Genomic DNA, 19,044 nt, shown 5'->3' on the forward strand with positions numbered 1-19,044 from the left:
TTGTGGTTTGTGTTACCTCTCCCGGCGGTCGCTCAGCCCCCCTCGCGGGGGGGCGTGCGGCCGCGCCGCGTCGCCCCCCCCCCCCCCCCCCCCACGACTCCAGGCGCAGGATGGGAAGCCAGTGCGTGAGGTCGGCTCGGGTACCCGAGGCGGTCGCGCGGCCGGTCGCCACCGCGTCTGTCCACTTGAGACGCCCGGTGGCGAGTTCCAGCCAGGTGCGTGGGTCGGTCTCGATCACGTTCGGCGGGGTGCCGCGCGTGTGCCGGGGACCCTCCACACATTGGACCGCGGCGAACGGCGGAACCCGGACTTCGACGCTGCGACCGGGCGCGTCCTGCGCCAGTGTGCGCAGGCTCAGCCGGACCGCCAGCGCCAGTTCCGCGCGGGCCGGATCGGGCCCATCTCCGCTCAACCAGGCCGAAAGCACCTGCACGGCGGCGCGTAACTCACCGGGGTCAACCGAACGCGAAGAGGCCATGGGCAAACAGTAGAGTGGCACCCGAGAGACGCACATCCAGCACTCGGGACGTTGGGACACAAATGGCGCAGCGCGACGACGCAGACCGGTTGACCACAGCCGCGAAGCGGCCGGAGATCACCGAAGACATGCGCGCCAACGCGAGGGCGAACCCGAACAGCTGGCTCTACGTCATCGACGAGGCCTTCGATCCAGGAGGTCCCGTGCCGAGCTGGGCGGTCGTCGGCGCGTACCCGGTGAACGGCTCCGGCGACATCGTCGAGGACTTCCACCCCAACGACCGGTACCGGCCTTCGCCGCAGGCACTGGGTTTCCCGGAGCCGTCGAGCGATCTCGAGCGGCTGCTGCAGCTGGTTTACACGAAGCACCGCCCCGCCGAGGACCTGCCGGCCGCCATCCTGGACTCGACGTTGTTCGTCTACGCGATGTCGCCGATCCAGCGCACGGTGATCGGCTTCCACGATCCCGATGGCCGCGTGCTCGTGCCCGCGTACACCTCGAAGTCGATGGTGCCGCGCGAATGGCCGCACGCGCGAGCGGTGGTGGGACGCGACATCGTCAAGCTGCTCGCAGGCCATCCGGTCGCGATCAACCCGCACGATCTCGTCACCGCCGTGGTACCCGCGGAGCACCTGATCAGGGCGATCGCCGACGAAGAGCGCTAGATCGGCGTCACGCTAACGGGTGACGACCGAGTCGCAGGAAGCGCTTCACCGAGGCATCGTGGCGAACCATGGTGGAGTGTAAGAGAAAACTGACCGCGATCTTGGGCGCCGGAATGCTGCTCTGGGGGCAGGCCAGCCCGGCCGCCGCGACCACGCTCGATCCTTACGCGGGTGCTGAGGACAACTACGCGGGTTCGCAGATCGCACTGCACGAAGGCGTCGACGGCGTTCCGCACTACGACGTTTCCGATGACCAGGTGCTCGGGCATGACGTGAGCGGGCACCAGGGCGACGTGGACTGGCCCGCGGCGGTCGGCGGCGGCGCCCGCTTCGTCTACATCAAGGCGACGGAGGGCACCGGGTTCCGCAACCCGCGGTTCGCCCAGCAGTACAACGGCTCCTATCAGAACGGCATGATCCGCGGCTCGTACCACTTCGCGCGGCCGGACGTGTCGAGCGGAGCGGAGCAGGCGAACTACTTCATCAACAACGGCGGCGGCTGGTCCGGCGACGGCAAGACGCTGCCCGGCGCGCTCGACGCGGAGTACAACCCTTACGGCGAGACCTGTTACAACAAGTCCGGGCCCGACATGGTCGCGTGGATCAGGGACTTTTCGGAGACGTACCGTTACCGGACCGGTCGCTACCCGGCCATCTACACGAGCACCAACTGGTGGAAGCGCTGCACCGGCAACAGTGCCGAGTTCCGCTTCAACCCGCTCTGGATCGCCCGGTACAACACCTTCATCGGCGAACTGCCCGCGAGTTGGACCGTCCACACCATCTGGCAGTTCCAGGCGGCAGGTCCGCTGCCCGGTGACCAGAACTGGTTCAACGGCGCGTTCAACCGGGTCCAGGCCCTGAGTTACGGCTGACGCACCGACGTGTAAACGATTAACAACAAGTGATCTTGATACACGTGAAAATCACCCACACGACCGATGCAGTTCACGGAAAACGGTGACAAACGTCCCATCATCGCTCACAATCAACGCCCGAGTGGCTACCTGCAGTTGTCACTCTCAGCGAGGGTACTTGTGAAGGGATGGGTGCATGTCCATTTCTCGAAGAGGTTCCAGGCGACTCGTCGCACTGGCAGCCATCGCCGTCTCGACCGCCGCGCTCCTGCAAGGCGTAGCGGTCCAGGCGGCGGCAGAACCGCGACCCGACGGCCAGCTGGCCGAACCGTTCAACGCCACCATGGGGTCGCAGATCAGGCGCGTCGAAGGAGATCAGTCGACGCCCGAATCGAAGGAAGCGGCGCAGAAGCCGCAGGGGGTGGACGCGAACGGCGTCCAGATCCAGGCCACTGTCGCCGGTATCGACGTCGCCAGCTACCAGGGCAATGTCGACTGGGCTTACTGGTGGGGCCAGGGCAAGCGGTTCGTCTGGACCAAGGCGACCGAAGGCACGTACTACACGAACCCGTACTTCCCGCAGCAGTACAACGGTTCGTACAACCAGGGTTTCATCCGCGGCGCGTATCACTTCGCCATCCCGAACGGCTCGACCGGCGCCGCGCAGGCCGACTACTTCCTCGCGCACGGCGGCGGCTGGTCGCAGGACGGCAAGACACTGCCCGGCGCGCTGGACATGGAATACAACCCTTACGGCGCAACGTGTTACGGGCTGAGCCAGTCGGCGATGGGCGCGTGGGTCAGGTCGTTCCACGACCGGTACTACGCGCGCACCGGACGCTGGCCGGTCATCTACACCTCGACGAGCTGGTGGAACCAGTGCGTCGGGTCGACGCAGAACTTCGGCGGGACGGTGCCGCTCTGGGTGGCGAGGTATTCCTCGTCGGTCGGGACGCTGCCGTACGGCTGGGGCTTCCACACCGTGTGGCAGTACACCTCGAGCCCGCTCGATCAGGACACCTTCAACGGTGCCTACGACCGGCTCCAGGCTTTGGCCAACGGCTGACCCAACGGAAATGAGCGGCTCCCGTCCGACAATGGCGTCGGGCGGGAGCCGTTTTCGCGCGCGCTGCGTCCAACGGGCAGAATGCCGTTGACCAGCATCAGGAGGGGGAACTCCATGACCTACCCGCCGCAGCAGGGCCCGCCCTATGGGCAGCAGCCAGGACAATTCGGACAGGGCCAGCCGTATCAGGGGCAGCCTTACCCAGGTCAGTCTCAGCCAGGCCAGCCACCGTACGGTCAGCAGCAGCACCCACCCCAGCAGTACCCGGGCCAGCAGCAGTACCCGGGCCAGGGTTACCCGCCGCCGGGCCCGCCGAAGAAGAAGACCGGCCTCATCGTCGGGATCTCGATCGGGGTCGTGGCGTTGCTGGTACTCGGCATCACCGGTTTCGTCGCGCCGGGGTTCTTCCTCGGCGACGACGCGGGCTCCGGCGGCACGAGCGCGGCGGGCTCGCCTGCCGACACGGCGTCCTCCTTCGTCAACGCGCTGACCGGGCATCACCAGGAAGCGGTCAGCGCCCTGTACTGCGCGGACGCGGACTCGCAGTCGCGGCAGTACGGCGTCGACATCGTCAACAAGAAGTTCACGGTGACGCTCGACGCGCCACCCGCCGGTGACACGGCCGCGCTGACCGTGGACAACGCGGGCAAGAAGATCATGTTCGACGCCAAGCTCAAGGACCAGGGCGGCAAGTGGTGCGTCCAGAAGATGACTCTGGTCTTCGCCAGGAACCCCGGCGCCAACGGCGGCTCGCCGACCGGTGGCGTCCCGACCGGCGGGAACACCGCTCCCACCGCGGGCTCGGCGCCCGCCGCGGACCCGGCACAGGGCCAGGAGGTCGCGCAGAAGTTCGTCGCCGCGATCAACGCCAAGGACCAGGGGACCGCGCTCGGCTTCGGCTGCCAGCGCGCCGAGACGATGCTCAAGGCAGGCATCAACCGCCTGGGTGACAACCCGGCGATCGCGCTGGGTTCGTCGAAACCCGGCCCAGGAGGCTCGCTGTCCTTCACACTGACCGGCAGCACCTCGGACGGGAAGACCGTCGGCGGGACCGTGCAGGTCACGAACACCAGCGGGACCTACTGCGTGCAGAACATGCTCGTGCTCGTCAACTGAATCACCAGAAAGGCAGTTCCGATGACCTATCCGCCGCAGCAGCCCGGTCAGCCCTATGGCCAGCAACCGGACCCCTACGGCCAGCAGCAGGGCGGCGGATACCAGCAACCGCAACCCGGCTACCAGCAGCAGCCGGGGTTCGACCCGAACGCGCAGCAGCAGTGGGGTCAGCCGCAGCCCGGCTATGACCCCAACGCCCAGCAGCAGTGGGGCCAGCAGCAACAGCAGCCGTACGGCGCCTATGACCCGAACACCCAGCAGTACGGCACGTTCGGCGGACCACCGGAACCGCCGAAGAAGAGCAAGACGGGGCTGTTCATCGGCATCGGGATCGTCGTCGTGCTGCTCGTGGCGCTGGGTGTGACCGGTTTCGTCGCGCCGGGGTTCTTCCTGAGCAAGGACAGCACCGAGGCGGCCGGGCCGGAGGGCACGGCGCAAGCCATCATCAACGGGCTCAACGCCAAGGACAGGGCCGCGCTGACCGCACTGAAGTGCGCCGACGCCGAGAAGGACATCGACGAGGTGCTCGCCGCACTCGACACGGTCAGCAACGTCAAGCTGGACAAGCTCGACAAGAAGAGCGAGACCGAATACGTCGCCGCGGTTTCGATGGTCGTCAAGGCGAAGCCGGGCACAGCGAACGGCACGATCGTCAAGGCGGGCGACAAGTGGTGCTGGAAGCTGATCAGCAGGCTCAAGACCTCCGGCGGCACCACGAGCGCGCCGAAGACCAGCGCCTCGGCGCCGACTGCGACCTCGGCCAAGCCCGCCACCGGTGCCGGCGCGGCGGCGTTGAAGGACTTCATCGCCAAGGTCAACGCCAAGGACAAGGCCGGTGCCATGGCACTCGCGTGCGCCGACGCGAAGGACATCGAGAAGGACATCGACGAGGCGATCGCGGCCTCGCCGGAGCTCACGGTCGAACCCAGCGGCGGGGATTTCCTCGTGACCGGTTCGATCCATGGCAAATTGAATGGCAAGGACGCGTCCGGCCTCATGCTGGGTGACAACTCGAGCGGCAAGTTCTGCATCTCGGTGTTCGGCGTCTTCTAAGGCTTGCCAAGACGACAGGGGGACCCGGCAATGACCTACCCAGGCTGGCAGTACGCGCCGCCACCGCCGAAACCGAAGCGGACGGGGTTGTGGGTAGGTCTGACGTTCGCCGCGGCGGTGCTGCTCGCGCTGCTGATCACGGGGTTCGTCGCGCCGGGTTTCTTCCTGGGCAAGAACAAGATCGACCCGGCCGCCGGGCCGTCGAAGACCGCACAGGACATCGTCGACGGGCTCAACCATCAGGACAAGGCCTCGCTGACCGTCCTCAAGTGCGCGGACGCGGTGTCGAACGTCGACTCGGCGGTCAAGGCGGTGGACAAGGTCGAGTCGGCGTCGGTCGACGGCGCGGTCGTGAAGGTCAGCGAGACCGAGTACCGCTCGACCATGCAGGTCAGCAGCCAGGGCAGCACGAACCCGTTCGTGAACACGATCGTCAGCGAGAACGAACACTGGTGCTGGAAGAACATCTCGAACGGCGATTCGAGCCATGGTGACTCTCCGCGAACACCGACGACGACCAAGTCCGCTTGAGACACAGCTTGGTCAACTTCTGGCTCTGAGGCCACTACCTGCGTAAACTGTTTGCCGTGAACGCGCGGGCCCAGACCGCGGCGGTGATCGCCGTGGTGCTCGTCGCCGCTGTCGCGGTGACCGGATTCGTCACGCCGGGTTTCTTTTTCCAGCGCGACGCCGCTGTCATGCCGGGAAGCGCGAGCACCGGCGGGCAGCCGCTGACCGGCCCCGAGCAGTTCGCCGAGCGCCTGGTGAGCGCGTTCCAAGCCCATGACGCCGGCCAGGTGAGCGGCCTGCTGTGCCCGGCGGCGACCTACCTGAACCGGGTCGCGGCCGACGCGCTGGTGGACGCGCAGGTGACGTTCACACTGCAACGGCCACTCAAACCGGTCGGCGACCGGTACTACGACGCGACCGTCACGTTCAACGCCGAGGGTCAGCCGTTCGAGGGATTCTCGGCGATGCTGGCGGGCTCCGGTGACGACTGGTGCGTCGACAGCATGCGCCACCGGGCCGAATACACGGCCGCGCAGCTCGACGCGGCAGTCGTCACGATCACGCCGATGGTCGACGCCATCAACGCCGGCGACAGCTCGTCGGCGCTGGCGGCCAAGTGCGGCGCGCTCTCGGACGCCGATGTCGGCACCGTCATGCACTACGCGGGCGGCAAGGCCGAACTGGCGCCGAAGGCCGTGCCCGGCGTCGGCGATGTGGTGTACGACGACAGCGGCAAGTCAGTCGGGATGACCGTCCCGGTCACGGTCGACGGCAGCTTCGACGGGGCGCCGGTGACGAACCGGGCATCCGTGCGGGTCGGGGACGGTCAGGACTGCGTGGCCTCGTTCGCCGTCGCGCGCGGCTAGACTCGATTTGTGACTTTCAGCTGGGGAAAGGCCGTGCTCGCGGCCGGGGTAGTGGCCATTGTCGCGTCCGGATGCTCCAAGGAGACCGCGACGCCGTCGGCGCCACCGCCGAGTAGCGGCGCGCCGAAAATGGAAGCGCAGGCGCAGCTCGCCGCGCGTTTCGTGGCGGCGCTGCGTGAGCACAAGGGCGACGAGGCGGACGGCATGTTGTGCCCGTCGACGACCACGCCGAGCCGCGAGACCACCAAGGCACTCGCCGCCGAGGACGCGCCGTTCACGCTCGAGGACAACCTGGCTTCGGTGGCCGAAGGCAAGCTGCTGCGTGCCGTGGTGGACATGAGCCCGGCGGGCCAGCCGTATCGCGGGTTCTCCGCGCTCATCGACAGCTCCGCTGCCCAGCCGTGCGTGTACAGCGTCGGGCGGCGCGCGCAGTACCAGCAGGAAGACCTCGACGTCGCTCTCGCGATCGCCACCAAGCTGGCCGAGGCGATCAACAAGGAGGGCGACGGCAAGTACGACCGGTGCCCCTCGATGACCGACGCCGAGGTCGGCAACCTCGGCAAGTACTTCGCCGAGGGCAAGACCGGGCGCGTCGGCGCGCGGCTGCCGGTGACGGCCACCGACGTCGGCGATGGGGACGGCAAGTCGGTGCCGGTGGACATCGTCGGGACGTTCGGCGAGACGAACGTGCATGACCGGGCGACCGTGGACGTGGGTCAGCATTGCATCGCGGCGTTCGCGCCGGTCGCGACAAAATGAGGTGGCTTGCCTTCGCGACCCTCTAAAGTGACGCCTCGTGGCGAAACTGCGCGTTCTGGTGAAGTCCCCGCTGGCAGGCACGTTCGCGTTGTCGTTGCTGCTGCTGGTGGCCGTCGGCGGCTGGCTGCTCAAGGACCCCAACACCACCCGAAGCGAGGCGCTGAAGACCGGCGGGCTCGCGGGCGGTGCGATCGTCGCGTTGTACGCGCTGTGGCTGAACGACCGGCGGCGGCGCGTCGAGGAGCGTCGGCAGGAAATCGAACGGCAGCGCCATGATCTGGAGATGCGGCGTACCGAGCAGGATCGCGAGCGCATCTCCGACGAGCGGTTCGCGAAGTCCGTCGAGCTGCTGGGCAACGACGCCGACCAGGTGCGGGTGGGCGCGATGCACGCGCTCGCCGGTGTCGCGCGCAGCAGGCCCGAGTACACGCAGACGGTGCTCGACGTCCTGTGTTCGTACCTGCGGCGGCCTTACAAGCATGACCGCTATGACCAGTCCGGGCCCGCGACCGACCCTCATGACCGTGACGGCGTTCCCGGTAAGGGAGACCAAGAACTCGAACTGCAAGTGCGGCTCACCGCGCAACGCCTGATCGTCGATCTGCTGCCCGAGGCGGAGGATGACGAGGCGCCGGGCTACGACCTCGATCTGACGGGTGCGGCGGTCGAGTACCTCGACCTGTCCGGGCGCAAGATCGGCAAGATCCTGTTGCGCTACGCGGGTTTGCACAGCAGCACGAACCTGAGTGGCTGTCAGATCCTGGGATCGGCGTACTTCACCGCCGCAGGCAGCACGAAGGGCAGGCTCATCGGCTCTTTCCGTTGCCGCGACACGACTTTCCATCAGCGTGCCTGGTTCAGCGGCACGATCTTCGGTGCGAAGGCCGACTTCCGCGGCACCACCTTCGACGGCGAGGCGAACTTCAAGTACGCGGTGTTCGAGGGGGACGCGGAGTTCAAGGACGTGACGTTCACGAATGGGCTGAGCCTGCACCAGACCCGGTTCGGCGGTCACGTGGACCTGCGCTTCAAGCAGGCGCCGAAGTCGCTGGAGCTGTACAACACGATGGTCGACCCCGATCAGGAGATCGTGCTGCCGGAGGAATGGAAACTCGAGCAGCTCCGTGACGGCAAGGCCCGGATCGTGGTCGCGTGAAACGGTTCCGTTCCCCCTTGGCATGGGCGGTGGTGGGGACCGTGCTCGCGCTCGTCGCCGTCACCTGGTGGATGCTGGCCGACCCGGCCACCAGCCGCGGCGACGCACTCAAGACCGGCGGCCTCGCGGGCGGCGCGGTCGCCGCGATGTACGGACTCTGGCTCAATGACCGCCGCCGTCGCACCGAAGAGGACCGCCACGAGATCGAACGCGCCCGCGTCGCCGACGAACGCTTCGCGAAAGCCGTGGAGCTACTGGGAAACGCTGCCGACCCGGTGCGCGTCGGCGCGATGCACACACTCCAGGCGCTGGCTCGGGCCAGGCCCGAATACACGCAGAACGTGCTCGACGTGCTGTGCGGCTACCTGCGTCTGCGCTTCGACCACCCCGACTTCGATGCGGTTCGTCCCCGCGACTTCGAGTGGACGCCAGAGACGGCCGCGCTCGCCGACCGTGAACAGCAGGTCCGCCGGACCGCGCAGGCGGTCATCCGCAGCCTCCTGCCGCACCCGAAGCAGCCGGACGCGCCCGAGTACGCGCTCGATCTGACCGGCGCGCGGCTCGAGCGTTTCAACATGGCACGCAAGAAGATCAAGTGGCTGACGCTGACCCGCTGTCAGATCATCGGCGGCGCGGGCTTCCAGGACGCGGTCATCCCGTACATGTTCTTCCTCAACGAGGCCGAGACCTGGGGCGAGGTCACCTTCGCCGACGCGAAATTCGGCAGCCGCGCGGGCTTCACCGACTTCACGGCCCACGATCCCGTCGACTTCACCGGCGCCGAGTTCACCGTCGAACCCGAGCTGGACAACGCCGTGTTCCCCGAAGGCTCAACGCTTCCAGCACGAACGGGATAAAGCCCGCTTTATCCCGCTTACCCGAAAAGCCTCGGCAAGGTGCCTTCCCAAGCCCCGCGAAGCTCGTCGAGGCTGAACTCCGTGATGCCTTGGAACTCCAGTGTTCCCGACTCGGGGTCGACCACGCCGGTCTTGCGCCACGGCAGGTAGCGCGCGTTGCACATCTCGGTGAAGCGGAGTTCCTCCGACCGCGGCACCGCGACCAGGATCCGGCCTGATGATTCCGAGAACAGCTGGACGAACGGGTCTTCGCGGTCGTCGAGGAACGCACGCGCGCCGCACTGTCCAATCAGGACCATCTCGACCAGTGCCTGAGCCAGTCCGCCGTCGGACAGGTCGTGCGCGGCCGAGATCATGCCGTCACGCGAACCGGCCAGCACCACGTCCGCGAGCAGCTTTTCGCGGGTGAAGTCGACCTTCGGGGGGACGCCGCCGAGGTGACCGTGCAGCTCGGCCCAAGCCGAACCGTCGAGCTCGTCGAAGGTCTCGCCGAGCAGGATCAGCATCTCGCCCGGCTCGGAGCCGACGCCGGTCGGGACGCGGCGGGTGACGTCGTCGATCACGCCGAGCACGCCGACCACCGGGGTCGGGAGGATCGCGGTCTCGCCGGTCTGGTTGAAGAAGCTCACGTTGCCGCCGGTGACCGGGATGCCGAGTTCGACGCAGCCGTCGGCGATACCGTGCACCGACCGCTCGAACTGCCACATCACGCCGGGGTCGGTCGGCGCGCCGAAGTTGAGGCAGTCGGACACCGCGACCGGGGTCGCGCCGCTGACCGCCACGTTCCGGTACGCCTCCGCCAACGCCAGCCGGGAGCCCACATACGGGTCCAGATAGACGAAACGGCTGTTGCAGTCGGTCGAGACCGCGACGCCGCGGCCGGTCGATTCGTCGATGCGGATCATGCCGGAGTCGGACGGCTGCGCGAGCACGGTATTGCCGCGCACGTAGCGGTCGTACTGCTGCGTAACCCATTCCTTCGACGCCTGGTTCGGCGCGGAGATCAAGCGCAGCAACGTTTCCCGTAGCTCGGCGGCGCTAGACGGGCGCGGCAGCGAGGCCGACGTGCCGGCCACCAGAGCGTCCTGAGTGGACGGTCGGGCGATCGGCCTGTCGTATACCGGGCCATCATGGGCGACCGTGCGCGGCGGCACGTCGACGACCGTCTCACCGTGCCAGGTGATCACCAGGCGGTCGCCGTCGGTGACCGCGCCGATGTCGGTGGCGAGCACGTCCCACTTCTCGCAGACCTTCATGAACGCGTCCACATCGGACGGTGCGACCACCGCGCACATGCGTTCCTGCGACTCGCTCGCGAGCACTTCCGCCGCCGTCATTCCCTGAGCGCGCAAGGGAACCCGGTCGAGTTCGATGCGCATACCGCCGTCACCGGCCGCGGCCAGCTCGGACGTCGCGCAGGCCAACCCGGCGCCGCCGAGATCCTGGATGCCGACGACCAGCTTCGCGGCGAACAGCTCCAGGCAGCACTCGATGAGCACCTTCTCCGTGAACGGGTCGCCCACCTGCACGCTCGGCAGCTTCTTGCGGCCGGTGCCCGCGCCGAAGGTGTCGCTCGCGAGCACGGACACGCCGCCGATCCCGTCGAGCCCGGTCCGCGCGCCGAACAGGATGATCCGGTTGCCGACGCCGGACGCGTGCGCCAGGTGCAGATCCTCGACACGCATCGCGCCCACACAGAGCGCGTTGACCAGCGGGTTCCCCGCGTACGACGCGTCGAAGACCAGCTCGCCGCCGATGTTCGGCAGGCCCAGGCTGTTGCCGTAGCCGCCGATGCCCGCGACAGCGCCGGGCAGCACGCGGCGGGTATCGGGCGCTTCGGCAGGGCCGAAGCGCAGCGAGTCAGCGACCGCCAGCGGTCGCGCGCCCATCGCCATGATGTCGCGCACGATGCCACCGACACCGGTCGCCGCGCCCTGATAAGGCTCCACATAGGACGGATGGTTGTGGCTCTCGATCTTGAACGTGACCGCCCAGCCGTCACCGGCGTCGACCACGCCCGCGTTCTCGCCGATCCCCGCGAGCATCGACGGCGTCGCGGTCTTCGCGAAGTAGCGCAAGTGCTTTTTCGACGACTTGTACGAGCAGTGCTCGCTCCACATCACCGAGTACATGGCGAGTTCGGCGTCGGTCGGGAAGCGGCCGAGGATCTCGCGGATGCGGGCGTACTCGTCTTCGGTGAGGCCGAGTTCAAGGTAGGGCTGCACGACCTGAGCGTAGTCTTCGCGCGGAAAATCGGTCGCGCGGAGGCCGGTGGTGCGCTTACCGTCGATGATCGTGCTCTCCGCCACGTATTCCTTCCCCGCGATCAAGCTGCCCGCGCGTCTCACCGCCGGGCGGTACCTGCTCGCGTTGCTGCGCGCCCGCGCGAAGGAGGCCGTTGCGGTGGCGGTGGTGGCCGCGCTCTGGTCGCTGCCCGCCGCGGTACTGCCGCTGGTGGTCGGCAAGGGCATCGAGGCGATCAGCGCCAAGAGCTGGCCGGACGTCTGGCGCTGGACGATCATCGCCGCGCTGCTCGGCGTCGGGCAGACCGTGTTCGGCACGATCACCCACTTCATCTCCTTCGGCAACTGGCTGCACGGCGCGGGCTGTACCCAGCGCCTGGTCACCGCCCACACCGCGAAGCTCGGCGCGACCCTGCGCGAGTCCACGACCACGGGAAACGTGGTCGCGATCACCTCGACCGACATCAACTACATCGGCAACGTCTTCGAGGTGATGGGCCGCCTGTTCGGCTCGCTGATCGCGTTCGTGGTGATCGGGATCGCACTGCTGTCGAACTCGGTGCTGCTCGGCGTGATCGCGCTGGTCGGCGTGCCGCTGGCGGTGCTCGGCATCGGCCCGCTGCTGGCCCCGCTGCAGCGGCGCAAGGCCGCCCAGCGTGAAGACCTCACCGACGTCAACGCGCTCGGCGCCGACATCGTGTCCGGCCTGCGGATCCTGCGTGGCGTCGGTGGCGAACGGCAGTTCCTCGGCCGGTTCCGCGAGGCGAGCCAGCGGGTGCGGTTCGCTGGCGTGGAGGTCGGGCGCAGCGAAAGCATGCTGGCCGCGGCCGAAATCGCCTTGCCTGGCCTGGTCACCATCGCCATCACCTGGCTCGGCGCCAAACTCGCGCTCGACGGCACGATCAGCGTCGGCGAACTCGTCGCGTTCTACGGTGTTTCGGCGTACCTGGTGGTGCCGGTGATGACCGCGACCGAGGCGGTCAACGCCATCAGCAGCGGCCTGGTCTCCGCCAAGAAGATCTGCGGAATCCTCACGCTGAAGCCGAAACTGGTCGACCCTGCGGAGCCGCGGCCGCTGCCGGAAGGCGCGCTGGAGCTGTTCGACTCCGAGTCGGGCATCACCGTCGAAGCCGGGAAGCTGACCGTGATCGACGCGGGCGCCGCCGGAGAACCGCTGGCCGACCGGCTCGCGCGGTTCGTCGACGCGGCCGACGGCGAGCAGGTGCTCGTTGGCGGCGTTCCCGCGGGCGAGGTCGCACTCGCCGACCTGCGGCGGCGGGTGGTGTACGCGCACAACCAGGACATCTGGTTCTCCGGCATCCTGCGCGAGCAGGTCACGCCGTCCGCGCCGAGCGAGGTCGGCGTCGCGGCGGCGTTGTTCGCGGCGGACGCGGAGGACATCGTCGAGGCGCTGCCGAACGGCGTCGACGAGGTGATCGGTGAGCGCGGACGCGAGGTCTCCGGTGGTCAGCGTCAGCGGCTGAACTTGGCCCGCGCGCTGGCGACCGACGCGGACGTGCTGCTGCTCGACGAGCCGACCTCGGCCGTCGACGCGCACACCGAGGCCCGCATCACCGAACGGATCGCCCAGCTGCGGCGGGGAAAGACCACCGTCGTGTTCGCCCAAAGTCCACTGTGGACGCATGTGGCCGACCGCGTCCTGAGCCTGAAAGTACCGGCATGAAGAAGCTGCCCTTGGCCTCACCGCGCGACGTGCGGCGGTGGGTGGCCGCGACCGCACGCGCCAACCGGCGTGAGTTCACCGTCATGCTCTCGTTGTTCAGCCTGGCCACCGTGATCGGACTGGCCGGGCCGCAGCTGCTCGGCGTGCTGGTCGACGCCGTGCTGGCAGGCACCACGCTCACGACCGTCACCGTGCTCGCCGGCGTCTTCGTGGTGGTCCTGCTGCTGCAGGCCTGGATCAAGCGGATGGCCAGGTTCCGCGGCCGCGTCTTCGGCGAGCAGGTGCTGGCGCACAATCGCGAGCAGTTCGTCGCCAACGCGCTGACACTGCCGCTCGGCACGATCGAGGCGGCAGGCACCGGTGACCTGCTCAGCCGCGCCACCACCGACATCGGCCGGGTCGACCACGCGGTGCGCAATGCCGCGCCGGAGATCCTCGTCGCCGTGGTCTCGGTGGTGTTCACGCTGATCGCGATGCTGGTCACCTCGCCGTTGCTGACCTTGGCGATGCTGATCTCGGTGCCGCTGCTGGTGGCCGTCAACGTCTGGTATCAGCGCCGGATCCCGACTGTCATGCAGTGGATGCTGGACCGCTGGGCCGACCTGAGCTCGACCATGCACGAAAGCGTCGAAGGCACGCGGACGGTCGAAGCGCTCAGCCTGAGCGAGCGCCGGACCGAGGCCGGGCACGACGCGCTGTACCAGGCGGTCTACGGCGAGCGGCAGCTCCGCTGGCTGCAGATGCGCTGGCTGCCGTCACTGGAGATCAGTTACGTGCTGCCGATGGCCGCGATGCTCGTGCTCGGCATGATCGCGTACGGCAACGGCTGGACCGGGCTCGGCACGATCGCGACCATGCTCGTCTACGTCCAGGTGATGGCAGGGCCGCTCAACGAGGCCCTGTTCTGGCTGGAAGACCTGCAGGTCGCGATGGCCGCGCTGCGCCGGGTGCTCGGCGTCAAGCCGGTCGAGCGGACCGGGCTGGTCTCGCGGGTCCCGGTCGGGCGTGACATCGACGTCACCGGCGTCCGCTTCGGCTACAACGCCGAGCGCGAGGTGCTGCACGGCATCGACCTGCACGTCCCGCGCGGGCAGCGGCTCGCGATCGTCGGGCCGTCCGGTGCCGGCAAGTCGACGCTCGGCAGGCTGCTGGCCGGGATCGCGGCGCCGACCGCGGGTTCGGTCCGCATCGGCGACGACGAGGTGTCTTCGCTGACCGACGACGTGCTGCGCGGCGAGGTGCTGCTGCTGACGCAGGAGCATCACGTGTTCGCGGGCACGCTGCGGGACAACCTGTGCCTGCCTGCGGGTTCGTGGTCGGACGAAGAGCTGCTGGCCGCGTTGGCGTCGGTCGGCGCGCGCGAGTGGGCCGAGGCGTTGCCGGACGGGCTCGACACCAAGCTCGGCTCCGGCGAGCACGCGGTGCCTGCGGCGATGGCCCAGCAGCTCGCGCTCGCGCGGGTGGTGCTGGCCGACCCGCACACGCTGGTGCTCGACGAGGCGACCTCGTTGCTGGACACGGGATCCGCGCGTGAGCTGGAACGTTCGCTGAACGGTGTGCTCGAAGGCCGCACGGTCATCGCGATCGCGCACCGGCTGCACACCGCGGCCGCCGCCGACCGGGTCGCGGTGATCGAGGGCGGCCGGATCACCGAGCTCGGCAGCCATGCGGAGTTACTCGCCGCGGACGGGCCTTACGCACGTCTCGTGCATGCGGCCGCGCCCTAGCTTTGGGTACGGCGTCCATGGCAAAGTGGACGTCGTACACAACATGCTTGGGGGCAAGTATGCCGGAACGGATCGTGCACGCCAACGGCGTCGAGCTCTGCGTCGAGACCTTCGGCGCGCCGGGTGACCCGGCGATTCTGCTGCTCGCCGGCATGTCGAGTTCGATGCTTGTCTGGGAGGACGAGTTCTGCGCTCGTCTCGCGGCCGACAGCAGGTACGTCATCCGGTTCGACTACCGGGACACCGGCCGCTCGGTCGGGTATCCGCCGGGCGCTCCCGGCTACGGCGGGCTCGACCTGGCCGCCGACGCGCTGGCGTTGCTCGACGAGCTCGGCGTGTTCAAGGCGCACTTCGTCGGCATCTCGATGGGCGGCGGGCTCGCTCAGCTGCTGGCGGCCGATCACCCCGAGCGGGTCGCGTCGCTGACGCTGATCTCGACCACCACCAGCGCGGAGTACGGCGACGACCTGCCGCCGATGACCGAAGAGCTGCTCGACTACTTCATGAACGCGCCGACGCCGGACTGGTCGAGCCGCGAGTCGATGGTGGACTACTGGGTCGAGCTGGACCGGCGGCTGGCCGGGTCGCACGCCCGCGACGACGTCGCGCTGCGCGCGCACGTGGAGCGGATGTTCGCCCGTACGGCGAACTACGAGTCGAGCATGACCAACCACAACGTGATGGACAAGACCTCCGGCGCGAAGCGCGACATCGCCGCCATCACCGCGCCGACACTGGTACTACACGGCACCGAGGACCCGCTTTTCCCGCTGGAGCACGGGATCTACCTGGCGGGCAAGATCCCGGGAGCCGAGCTGGTGATGCTGGACAAGGTCGGCCACGAGCTGCCGCGCACGGCGTGGGACGTCGCCGTCCCGGCCATCCTCGAGCACGTCGCTCAGACGTTGACCAGGGCGTCGACCACCGAATAGAACATGCCGAGCCCGTCGTCGGACGGGCCGGTGAGCGCGTCGACCGCGTGCTCCGGGTGCGGCATCAGGCCGACGATCCGGCCGTTCTCGCTGCGGATGCCCGCGATGTCGTTGCGTGAGCCGTTCGGGTTGCCGTCGACATACCGGAAGACGACCCGGTTTTCGGCCTCCAGCTCGTCCAAAGTGGACTGATCGGCGACGTAACAGCCGTCGATGTTCTTCATCGGGACGATGATCTCGGCACCCTGCTCGTACCGGCCGGTCCACGCGGTCTCGGTGTTCTCGACGCGCAGCCACTGATCACGGCAGATGAAGTGCAGTCCCGCGTTGCGGACCATCGCGCCAGGCAGCAGCCCGGCCTCGCACAGGATCTGGAAGCCGTTGCAGATGCCGAGCACCGGCAGCCCTTGGCGCGCGGCTTCGATCACCGAAGTCATGACCGGCGCGAACCGGGCGATGACGCCGGCGCGCAGGTAGTCGCCATAGGAGAAGCCGCCGGGGATGATCACCGCGTCGACACCCTTGAGGTCTTCGTCGGCGTGCCAGAGGCTCACGGCCTCCGCGTCGGCGTAGCGCACCGCGCGTGCGGCGTCGCCGTCGTCGAGGCTGCCGGGAAAAGTGATGACGCCGATGCGCGCGGTCACGCGTCGACCCGGCGGACGGTCCACTGCTCGATGACCGGGTTGGCGAGGAAGCCCTCGGCGATCTTGGCCAGCGTCTCGTCGTCGACGGTGTCGTCGACCTCGAGCTCGAAGTGCTTGCCCTGGCGGACCGCGGTGACGCCGTGGAAGCCGAGGCGCGGGAGTGCCCCGGCTACCGCTTGCCCCTGCGGGTCCAAGATCTCCGGCTTGGGCATCACATCCACGACAACACGCATGTTGATGAACATACAGCGGCGCGAAGCGCCTCCGTTGAGGGTGGCGGTGGGCGACGGGTCAGGGCACTACTTGGACTATGTCTCCCGGCTGGAGGGTGTTGAAGAAGGTCACAGCAGCGGGCTTGGACAAGTGCACACAACCGTGCGACTTGACCTTCAGGCTGCCCTGGTGGAACGCGATGCCGTTGGTGGTGAAGAAGACCGAATACGGCATCGGGCCGTTGAACTGCTTGCTGTAATGGTCGATGTCCTTCCACTGGACATGGAAGGTGCCCGTCGGCGTCGCGTAGCCCTTACGGCCGGTCGTGACCGGGACCCCGCCGTAGGTGACCTTGCCGTTGTCCATCAGCCACGCGGTGTTCGTGTGCAGCTGTAAGCAGGCTTTGGCTTGCGCCGAACACGGTGCGCCCGCCGCCTGCGCGGGTGTCGCGATGAGAGCTGTCGTGGCCGCCATGCCTGCCACGAGTGTTGCCGCTGTCCTCCACTTCATGACTTGCCTCCCGTTTGGGTGTGTAATCAGGGTGCCCCGGAGCGTCACTTTTCAATCGGGGCGATGTGTGGTTTATTGACACAGCGCCAACTAGCTGGAGGCCAACGTGGAGTCCTTCGATTACGTCATCGTCGGTGCGGGCAGCGCGGGCTGCGTGCTGGCGAACCGCCTCAGCGAGGACCCGGCGGCGAAGGTGCTGCTCCTCGAGGCGGGCGGCGAGGACACCGCGGACGAGATCCACATCCCGGCGGCCTTCGCGGCGCTGTTCAAGACCCAGTGGGACTGGAACTACGAGACGGTCGAGCAGAAACACACCGGCAAGACCGCGTACTGGCCGCGCGGCAAGATGCTCGGCGGCTGCTCCTCGATCAACGCGATGATCTACATCCGAGGCAACCGCGCGGACTACGACAACTGGCGCGACTCACACGGCTGCGACGGCTGGGGCTTCGACGACGTCCTTCCGTATTTCAAGCGCGCAGAAGGAAACCAGCGGCTCGGCGGCGAACTGCACGGCACCGACGGGCCGTTGCACGTCGAGGACCGGCGCTTCACGCATGAGCTTTCCTCCGCGTGGGTCGATTCGGCGGTGGCGTGGGGCTTGAAGCGGACGGACGACTTCAACGGCGCTTCGCAGGAAGGCGCCGGGCAATACCAGGTGACCTGCAAGAAGGGACAGCGCTGGTCGACGGCCGACGCGTATCTCCGTCCCGCGCTCGAACGCCCCAACCTGACCGTGCGCACCAACGCCCAGACGACCAGGGTGTTGCTCGAGGGGACGCGCGCGGTCGGCGTTTCGTATCTGTCGGGCGGGGTTTCGGTCGACGTCCGCGCGTCGACCGAGGTCGTGCTGTGCGGTGGCGCGATCAACTCACCGCAGCTGCTGATGCTGTCCGGTATCGGCCCGTCCGAGCACCTGCGCGAGCAGGGCATCGACGTCGTCGTCGGCCTGCCCGGTGTCGGCGAGAACCTGCACGACCACCCGGCCTGCGGGATCATCTGGTCCACAAAGGACACCACGGACATCGTCGATTCGGCGACCCCGGCCGGGATGATCCGCTACAAGCTGACCAAGCGCGGGCCGTTGTCGTCCAACATCGGCGAGGCGGGCGCGTTCTACTCCACGCTTTCGGCGTCGGCTCCGCCGAACATGCAGATCCACGTGGCCCCGACTTTGTTCTACGACAACGGTTTCCGCGAGCCGACCACCCCTGGCTTCACCTCCGCGGCGACGCTGGTCGACGTCGCGAGCCGCGGCCGTCTCCGCTTGAAGTCCGCGAACCCGTTGTGGCGCCCCTTGCTGGACCCGGCCTACTACGCCGAGCCGGCCGACTTCGAGGCGATGCTCCAGGGCCTGCGCGACCTGATCGAGATCGGCAAGTCCGGCCCGCTGGCCCGGTACCTGGACAAGCCGTTCCTGCCGGACCGCCACGACCTCGCCGACGACGAGCTCGCCGAGCACACCCGCGAGAACACGCAGACCCTCTATCACCCGGTCGGCACCTGCGCGATGGGCACCGGCGAGAACGCTGTCGTGGACCCGTCCTTGCGTGTCCGCGGTGTCGAAGGCCTGCGCGTCGCGGACGCCTCAGTGATGCCCGTTGTCCCGCGTGGCAACACCAACGCACCCACGATCATGGTCGCCGAGAAGGCCGCCGACCTCATTCGCGGGTAGGGCTCGTGAGCGTTGCGGGCGGTTCTAACCCTG

At 68.1% G+C, this 19,044-nt stretch carries 18 protein-coding genes and 1 pseudogene; 14 read left to right on the forward strand and 5 right to left on the reverse strand.

Features of this window, described 5'->3' with window-relative positions; all coding sequences use genetic code 11:
* Nucleotides 1-100: 100 nt before the first annotated feature.
* A pseudogene (locus tag ACFV15_RS12230) lies at nt 101-478 on the reverse strand (sterol carrier family protein); the annotation flags it as partial.
* 62 nt (nt 479-540) lie between these two features.
* Between ACFV15_RS12230 and ACFV15_RS12235 the strand changes: the two are divergent.
* The 10 genes from ACFV15_RS12235 to ACFV15_RS12280 all read left to right on the forward strand — a co-directional run bounded on the left by ACFV15_RS12235 (nt 541) and on the right by ACFV15_RS12280 (nt 9,383).
* Complete coding sequence (locus ACFV15_RS12235) at nt 541-1,143, forward strand: type VII secretion system-associated protein (RefSeq protein ID WP_378350264.1); 603 nt, start codon at nt 541-543, stop codon at nt 1,141-1,143.
* 68 nt (nt 1,144-1,211) lie between these two features.
* Nucleotides 1,212-2,018 (forward strand): lysozyme, encoded by an 807-nt coding sequence (locus ACFV15_RS12240; protein WP_378350265.1) that lies wholly within the window; start codon nt 1,212-1,214, stop codon nt 2,016-2,018.
* Nucleotides 2,019-2,196: 178 nt separating this feature from the next.
* Nucleotides 2,197-3,066, forward strand: a complete 870-nt coding sequence (locus tag ACFV15_RS12245; RefSeq protein ID WP_378350266.1) for a lysozyme — start codon at nt 2,197-2,199, stop codon at nt 3,064-3,066.
* A 114-nt stretch (nt 3,067-3,180) separates the two neighbouring features.
* Nucleotides 3,181-4,182: a hypothetical protein gene (locus tag ACFV15_RS12250; protein WP_378350267.1), complete on the forward strand. Its 1,002-nt coding sequence runs from the start codon at nt 3,181-3,183 to the stop codon at nt 4,180-4,182.
* Nucleotides 4,183-4,203: 21 nt separating this feature from the next.
* Nucleotides 4,204-5,235, forward strand: coding sequence for a hypothetical protein (locus ACFV15_RS12255; protein ID WP_378350268.1), 1,032 nt, complete (start codon nt 4,204-4,206; stop codon nt 5,233-5,235).
* 30 nt (nt 5,236-5,265) lie between these two features.
* Nucleotides 5,266-5,766 (forward strand): hypothetical protein, encoded by a 501-nt coding sequence (locus ACFV15_RS12260; protein ID WP_378350269.1) that lies wholly within the window; start codon nt 5,266-5,268, stop codon nt 5,764-5,766.
* Between the two features lie 56 nt (nt 5,767-5,822).
* Nucleotides 5,823-6,611 carry a hypothetical protein gene (locus tag ACFV15_RS12265; RefSeq protein WP_378350270.1) on the forward strand — a complete coding sequence of 263 codons (789 nt, stop codon included), beginning with the start codon at nt 5,823-5,825 and terminating at the stop codon, nt 6,609-6,611.
* A 9-nt stretch (nt 6,612-6,620) separates the two neighbouring features.
* The gene (locus ACFV15_RS12270) at nt 6,621-7,370 is read left to right on the forward strand and encodes a hypothetical protein (protein ID WP_378350271.1); all 750 of its coding nucleotides are present in this window, start codon (nt 6,621-6,623) and stop codon (nt 7,368-7,370) included.
* Between the two features lie 46 nt (nt 7,371-7,416).
* Nucleotides 7,417-8,526: a pentapeptide repeat-containing protein gene (locus ACFV15_RS12275; protein WP_378350282.1), complete on the forward strand. Its 1,110-nt coding sequence runs from the start codon at nt 7,417-7,419 to the stop codon at nt 8,524-8,526.
* A complete protein-coding gene (locus ACFV15_RS12280) occupies nt 8,523-9,383 on the forward strand; it encodes a hypothetical protein (RefSeq protein WP_378350272.1) in 861 nt (286 codons plus the stop codon). The genes ACFV15_RS12275 and ACFV15_RS12280 overlap by 4 nt, the downstream gene beginning before the upstream one ends.
* A gap of 17 nt (nt 9,384-9,400) precedes the next feature.
* Here the strand turns inward: ACFV15_RS12280 and purL are convergent, their stop codons facing one another.
* Nucleotides 9,401-11,608 (reverse strand): phosphoribosylformylglycinamidine synthase subunit PurL, encoded by a 2,208-nt coding sequence (purL, locus tag ACFV15_RS12285; RefSeq protein ID WP_378350273.1) that lies wholly within the window; start codon nt 11,606-11,608, stop codon nt 9,401-9,403.
* 64 nt (nt 11,609-11,672) lie between these two features.
* On the opposite strand from purL, the gene ACFV15_RS12290 reads away from it, so the two are divergent.
* From ACFV15_RS12290 to ACFV15_RS12300, 3 genes are read left to right on the forward strand one after another with little or no spacing between them, the layout of a single operon-like run.
* A complete protein-coding gene (locus tag ACFV15_RS12290; protein ID WP_378350283.1) occupies nt 11,673-13,310 on the forward strand; it encodes an ABC transporter ATP-binding protein in 1,638 nt (545 codons plus the stop codon).
* Complete coding sequence (locus ACFV15_RS12295; RefSeq protein ID WP_378350274.1) at nt 13,307-15,037, forward strand: ABC transporter ATP-binding protein; 1,731 nt, start codon at nt 13,307-13,309, stop codon at nt 15,035-15,037. Before ACFV15_RS12290 ends, ACFV15_RS12295 begins: the two co-directional genes overlap by 4 nt.
* Nucleotides 15,038-15,096: 59 nt before the next feature.
* Entirely contained in the window at nt 15,097-15,969 is an 873-nt protein-coding gene (locus ACFV15_RS12300; protein ID WP_378350275.1) for an alpha/beta fold hydrolase, read from the forward strand.
* Here the strand turns inward: ACFV15_RS12300 and purQ are convergent.
* From purQ to ACFV15_RS12315, 3 genes are read right to left on the reverse strand one after another with little or no spacing between them, the layout of a single operon-like run.
* A complete protein-coding gene (gene purQ / locus ACFV15_RS12305) occupies nt 15,936-16,613 on the reverse strand; it encodes a phosphoribosylformylglycinamidine synthase subunit PurQ (RefSeq protein ID WP_378350276.1) in 678 nt (225 codons plus the stop codon). The two genes, ACFV15_RS12300 and purQ, sit on opposite strands and share 34 nt — an antisense overlap.
* Entirely contained in the window at nt 16,610-16,846 is a 237-nt protein-coding gene (purS, locus tag ACFV15_RS12310) for a phosphoribosylformylglycinamidine synthase subunit PurS (protein ID WP_370945507.1), read from the reverse strand. Before purS ends, purQ begins: the two co-directional genes overlap by 4 nt.
* 58 nt (nt 16,847-16,904) lie before the next feature.
* On the reverse strand, nt 16,905-17,336 hold the full coding sequence (locus ACFV15_RS12315; RefSeq protein WP_378350277.1) for a L,D-transpeptidase: 432 nt from the start codon (nt 17,334-17,336) through the stop codon (nt 16,905-16,907).
* A 106-nt stretch (nt 17,337-17,442) separates the two neighbouring features.
* Between ACFV15_RS12315 and ACFV15_RS12320 the strand changes: the two genes are divergently transcribed.
* The gene (locus ACFV15_RS12320; RefSeq protein ID WP_378350278.1) at nt 17,443-19,011 is read left to right on the forward strand and encodes a GMC family oxidoreductase; all 1,569 of its coding nucleotides are present in this window, start codon (nt 17,443-17,445) and stop codon (nt 19,009-19,011) included.
* Nucleotides 19,012-19,044 lie beyond the last annotated feature (33 nt).

The sequence above is a fragment of the Amycolatopsis sp. NPDC059657 genome (assembly GCF_042734395.1).
Classification (GTDB): domain Bacteria; phylum Actinomycetota; class Actinomycetes; order Mycobacteriales; family Pseudonocardiaceae; genus Amycolatopsis.

Coding starts and splice junctions, on each gene's coding strand:
- ACFV15_RS12235 (WP_378350264.1), top strand. CDS start 541: ATGGCGCAGCGCGACGACGCAGACCGGTTGACCACAGCCGCGAAGCGG.
- ACFV15_RS12240 (WP_378350265.1), top strand. CDS start 1,212: ATGGTGGAGTGTAAGAGAAAACTGACCGCGATCTTGGGCGCCGGAATG.
- ACFV15_RS12245 (WP_378350266.1), top strand. CDS start 2,197: ATGTCCATTTCTCGAAGAGGTTCCAGGCGACTCGTCGCACTGGCAGCC.
- ACFV15_RS12250 (WP_378350267.1), top strand. CDS start 3,181: ATGACCTACCCGCCGCAGCAGGGCCCGCCCTATGGGCAGCAGCCAGGA.
- ACFV15_RS12255 (WP_378350268.1), top strand. CDS start 4,204: ATGACCTATCCGCCGCAGCAGCCCGGTCAGCCCTATGGCCAGCAACCG.
- ACFV15_RS12260 (WP_378350269.1), top strand. CDS start 5,266: ATGACCTACCCAGGCTGGCAGTACGCGCCGCCACCGCCGAAACCGAAG.
- ACFV15_RS12290 (WP_378350283.1), top strand. CDS start 11,673: ATGATCGTGCTCTCCGCCACGTATTCCTTCCCCGCGATCAAGCTGCCC.
- ACFV15_RS12295 (WP_378350274.1), top strand. CDS start 13,307: ATGAAGAAGCTGCCCTTGGCCTCACCGCGCGACGTGCGGCGGTGGGTG.
- ACFV15_RS12300 (WP_378350275.1), top strand. CDS start 15,097: ATGCCGGAACGGATCGTGCACGCCAACGGCGTCGAGCTCTGCGTCGAG.
- purS (WP_370945507.1), bottom strand. CDS start 16,846: ATGCGTGTTGTCGTGGATGTGATGCCCAAGCCGGAGATCTTGGACCCG.
- ACFV15_RS12315 (WP_378350277.1), bottom strand. CDS start 17,336: ATGAAGTGGAGGACAGCGGCAACACTCGTGGCAGGCATGGCGGCCACG.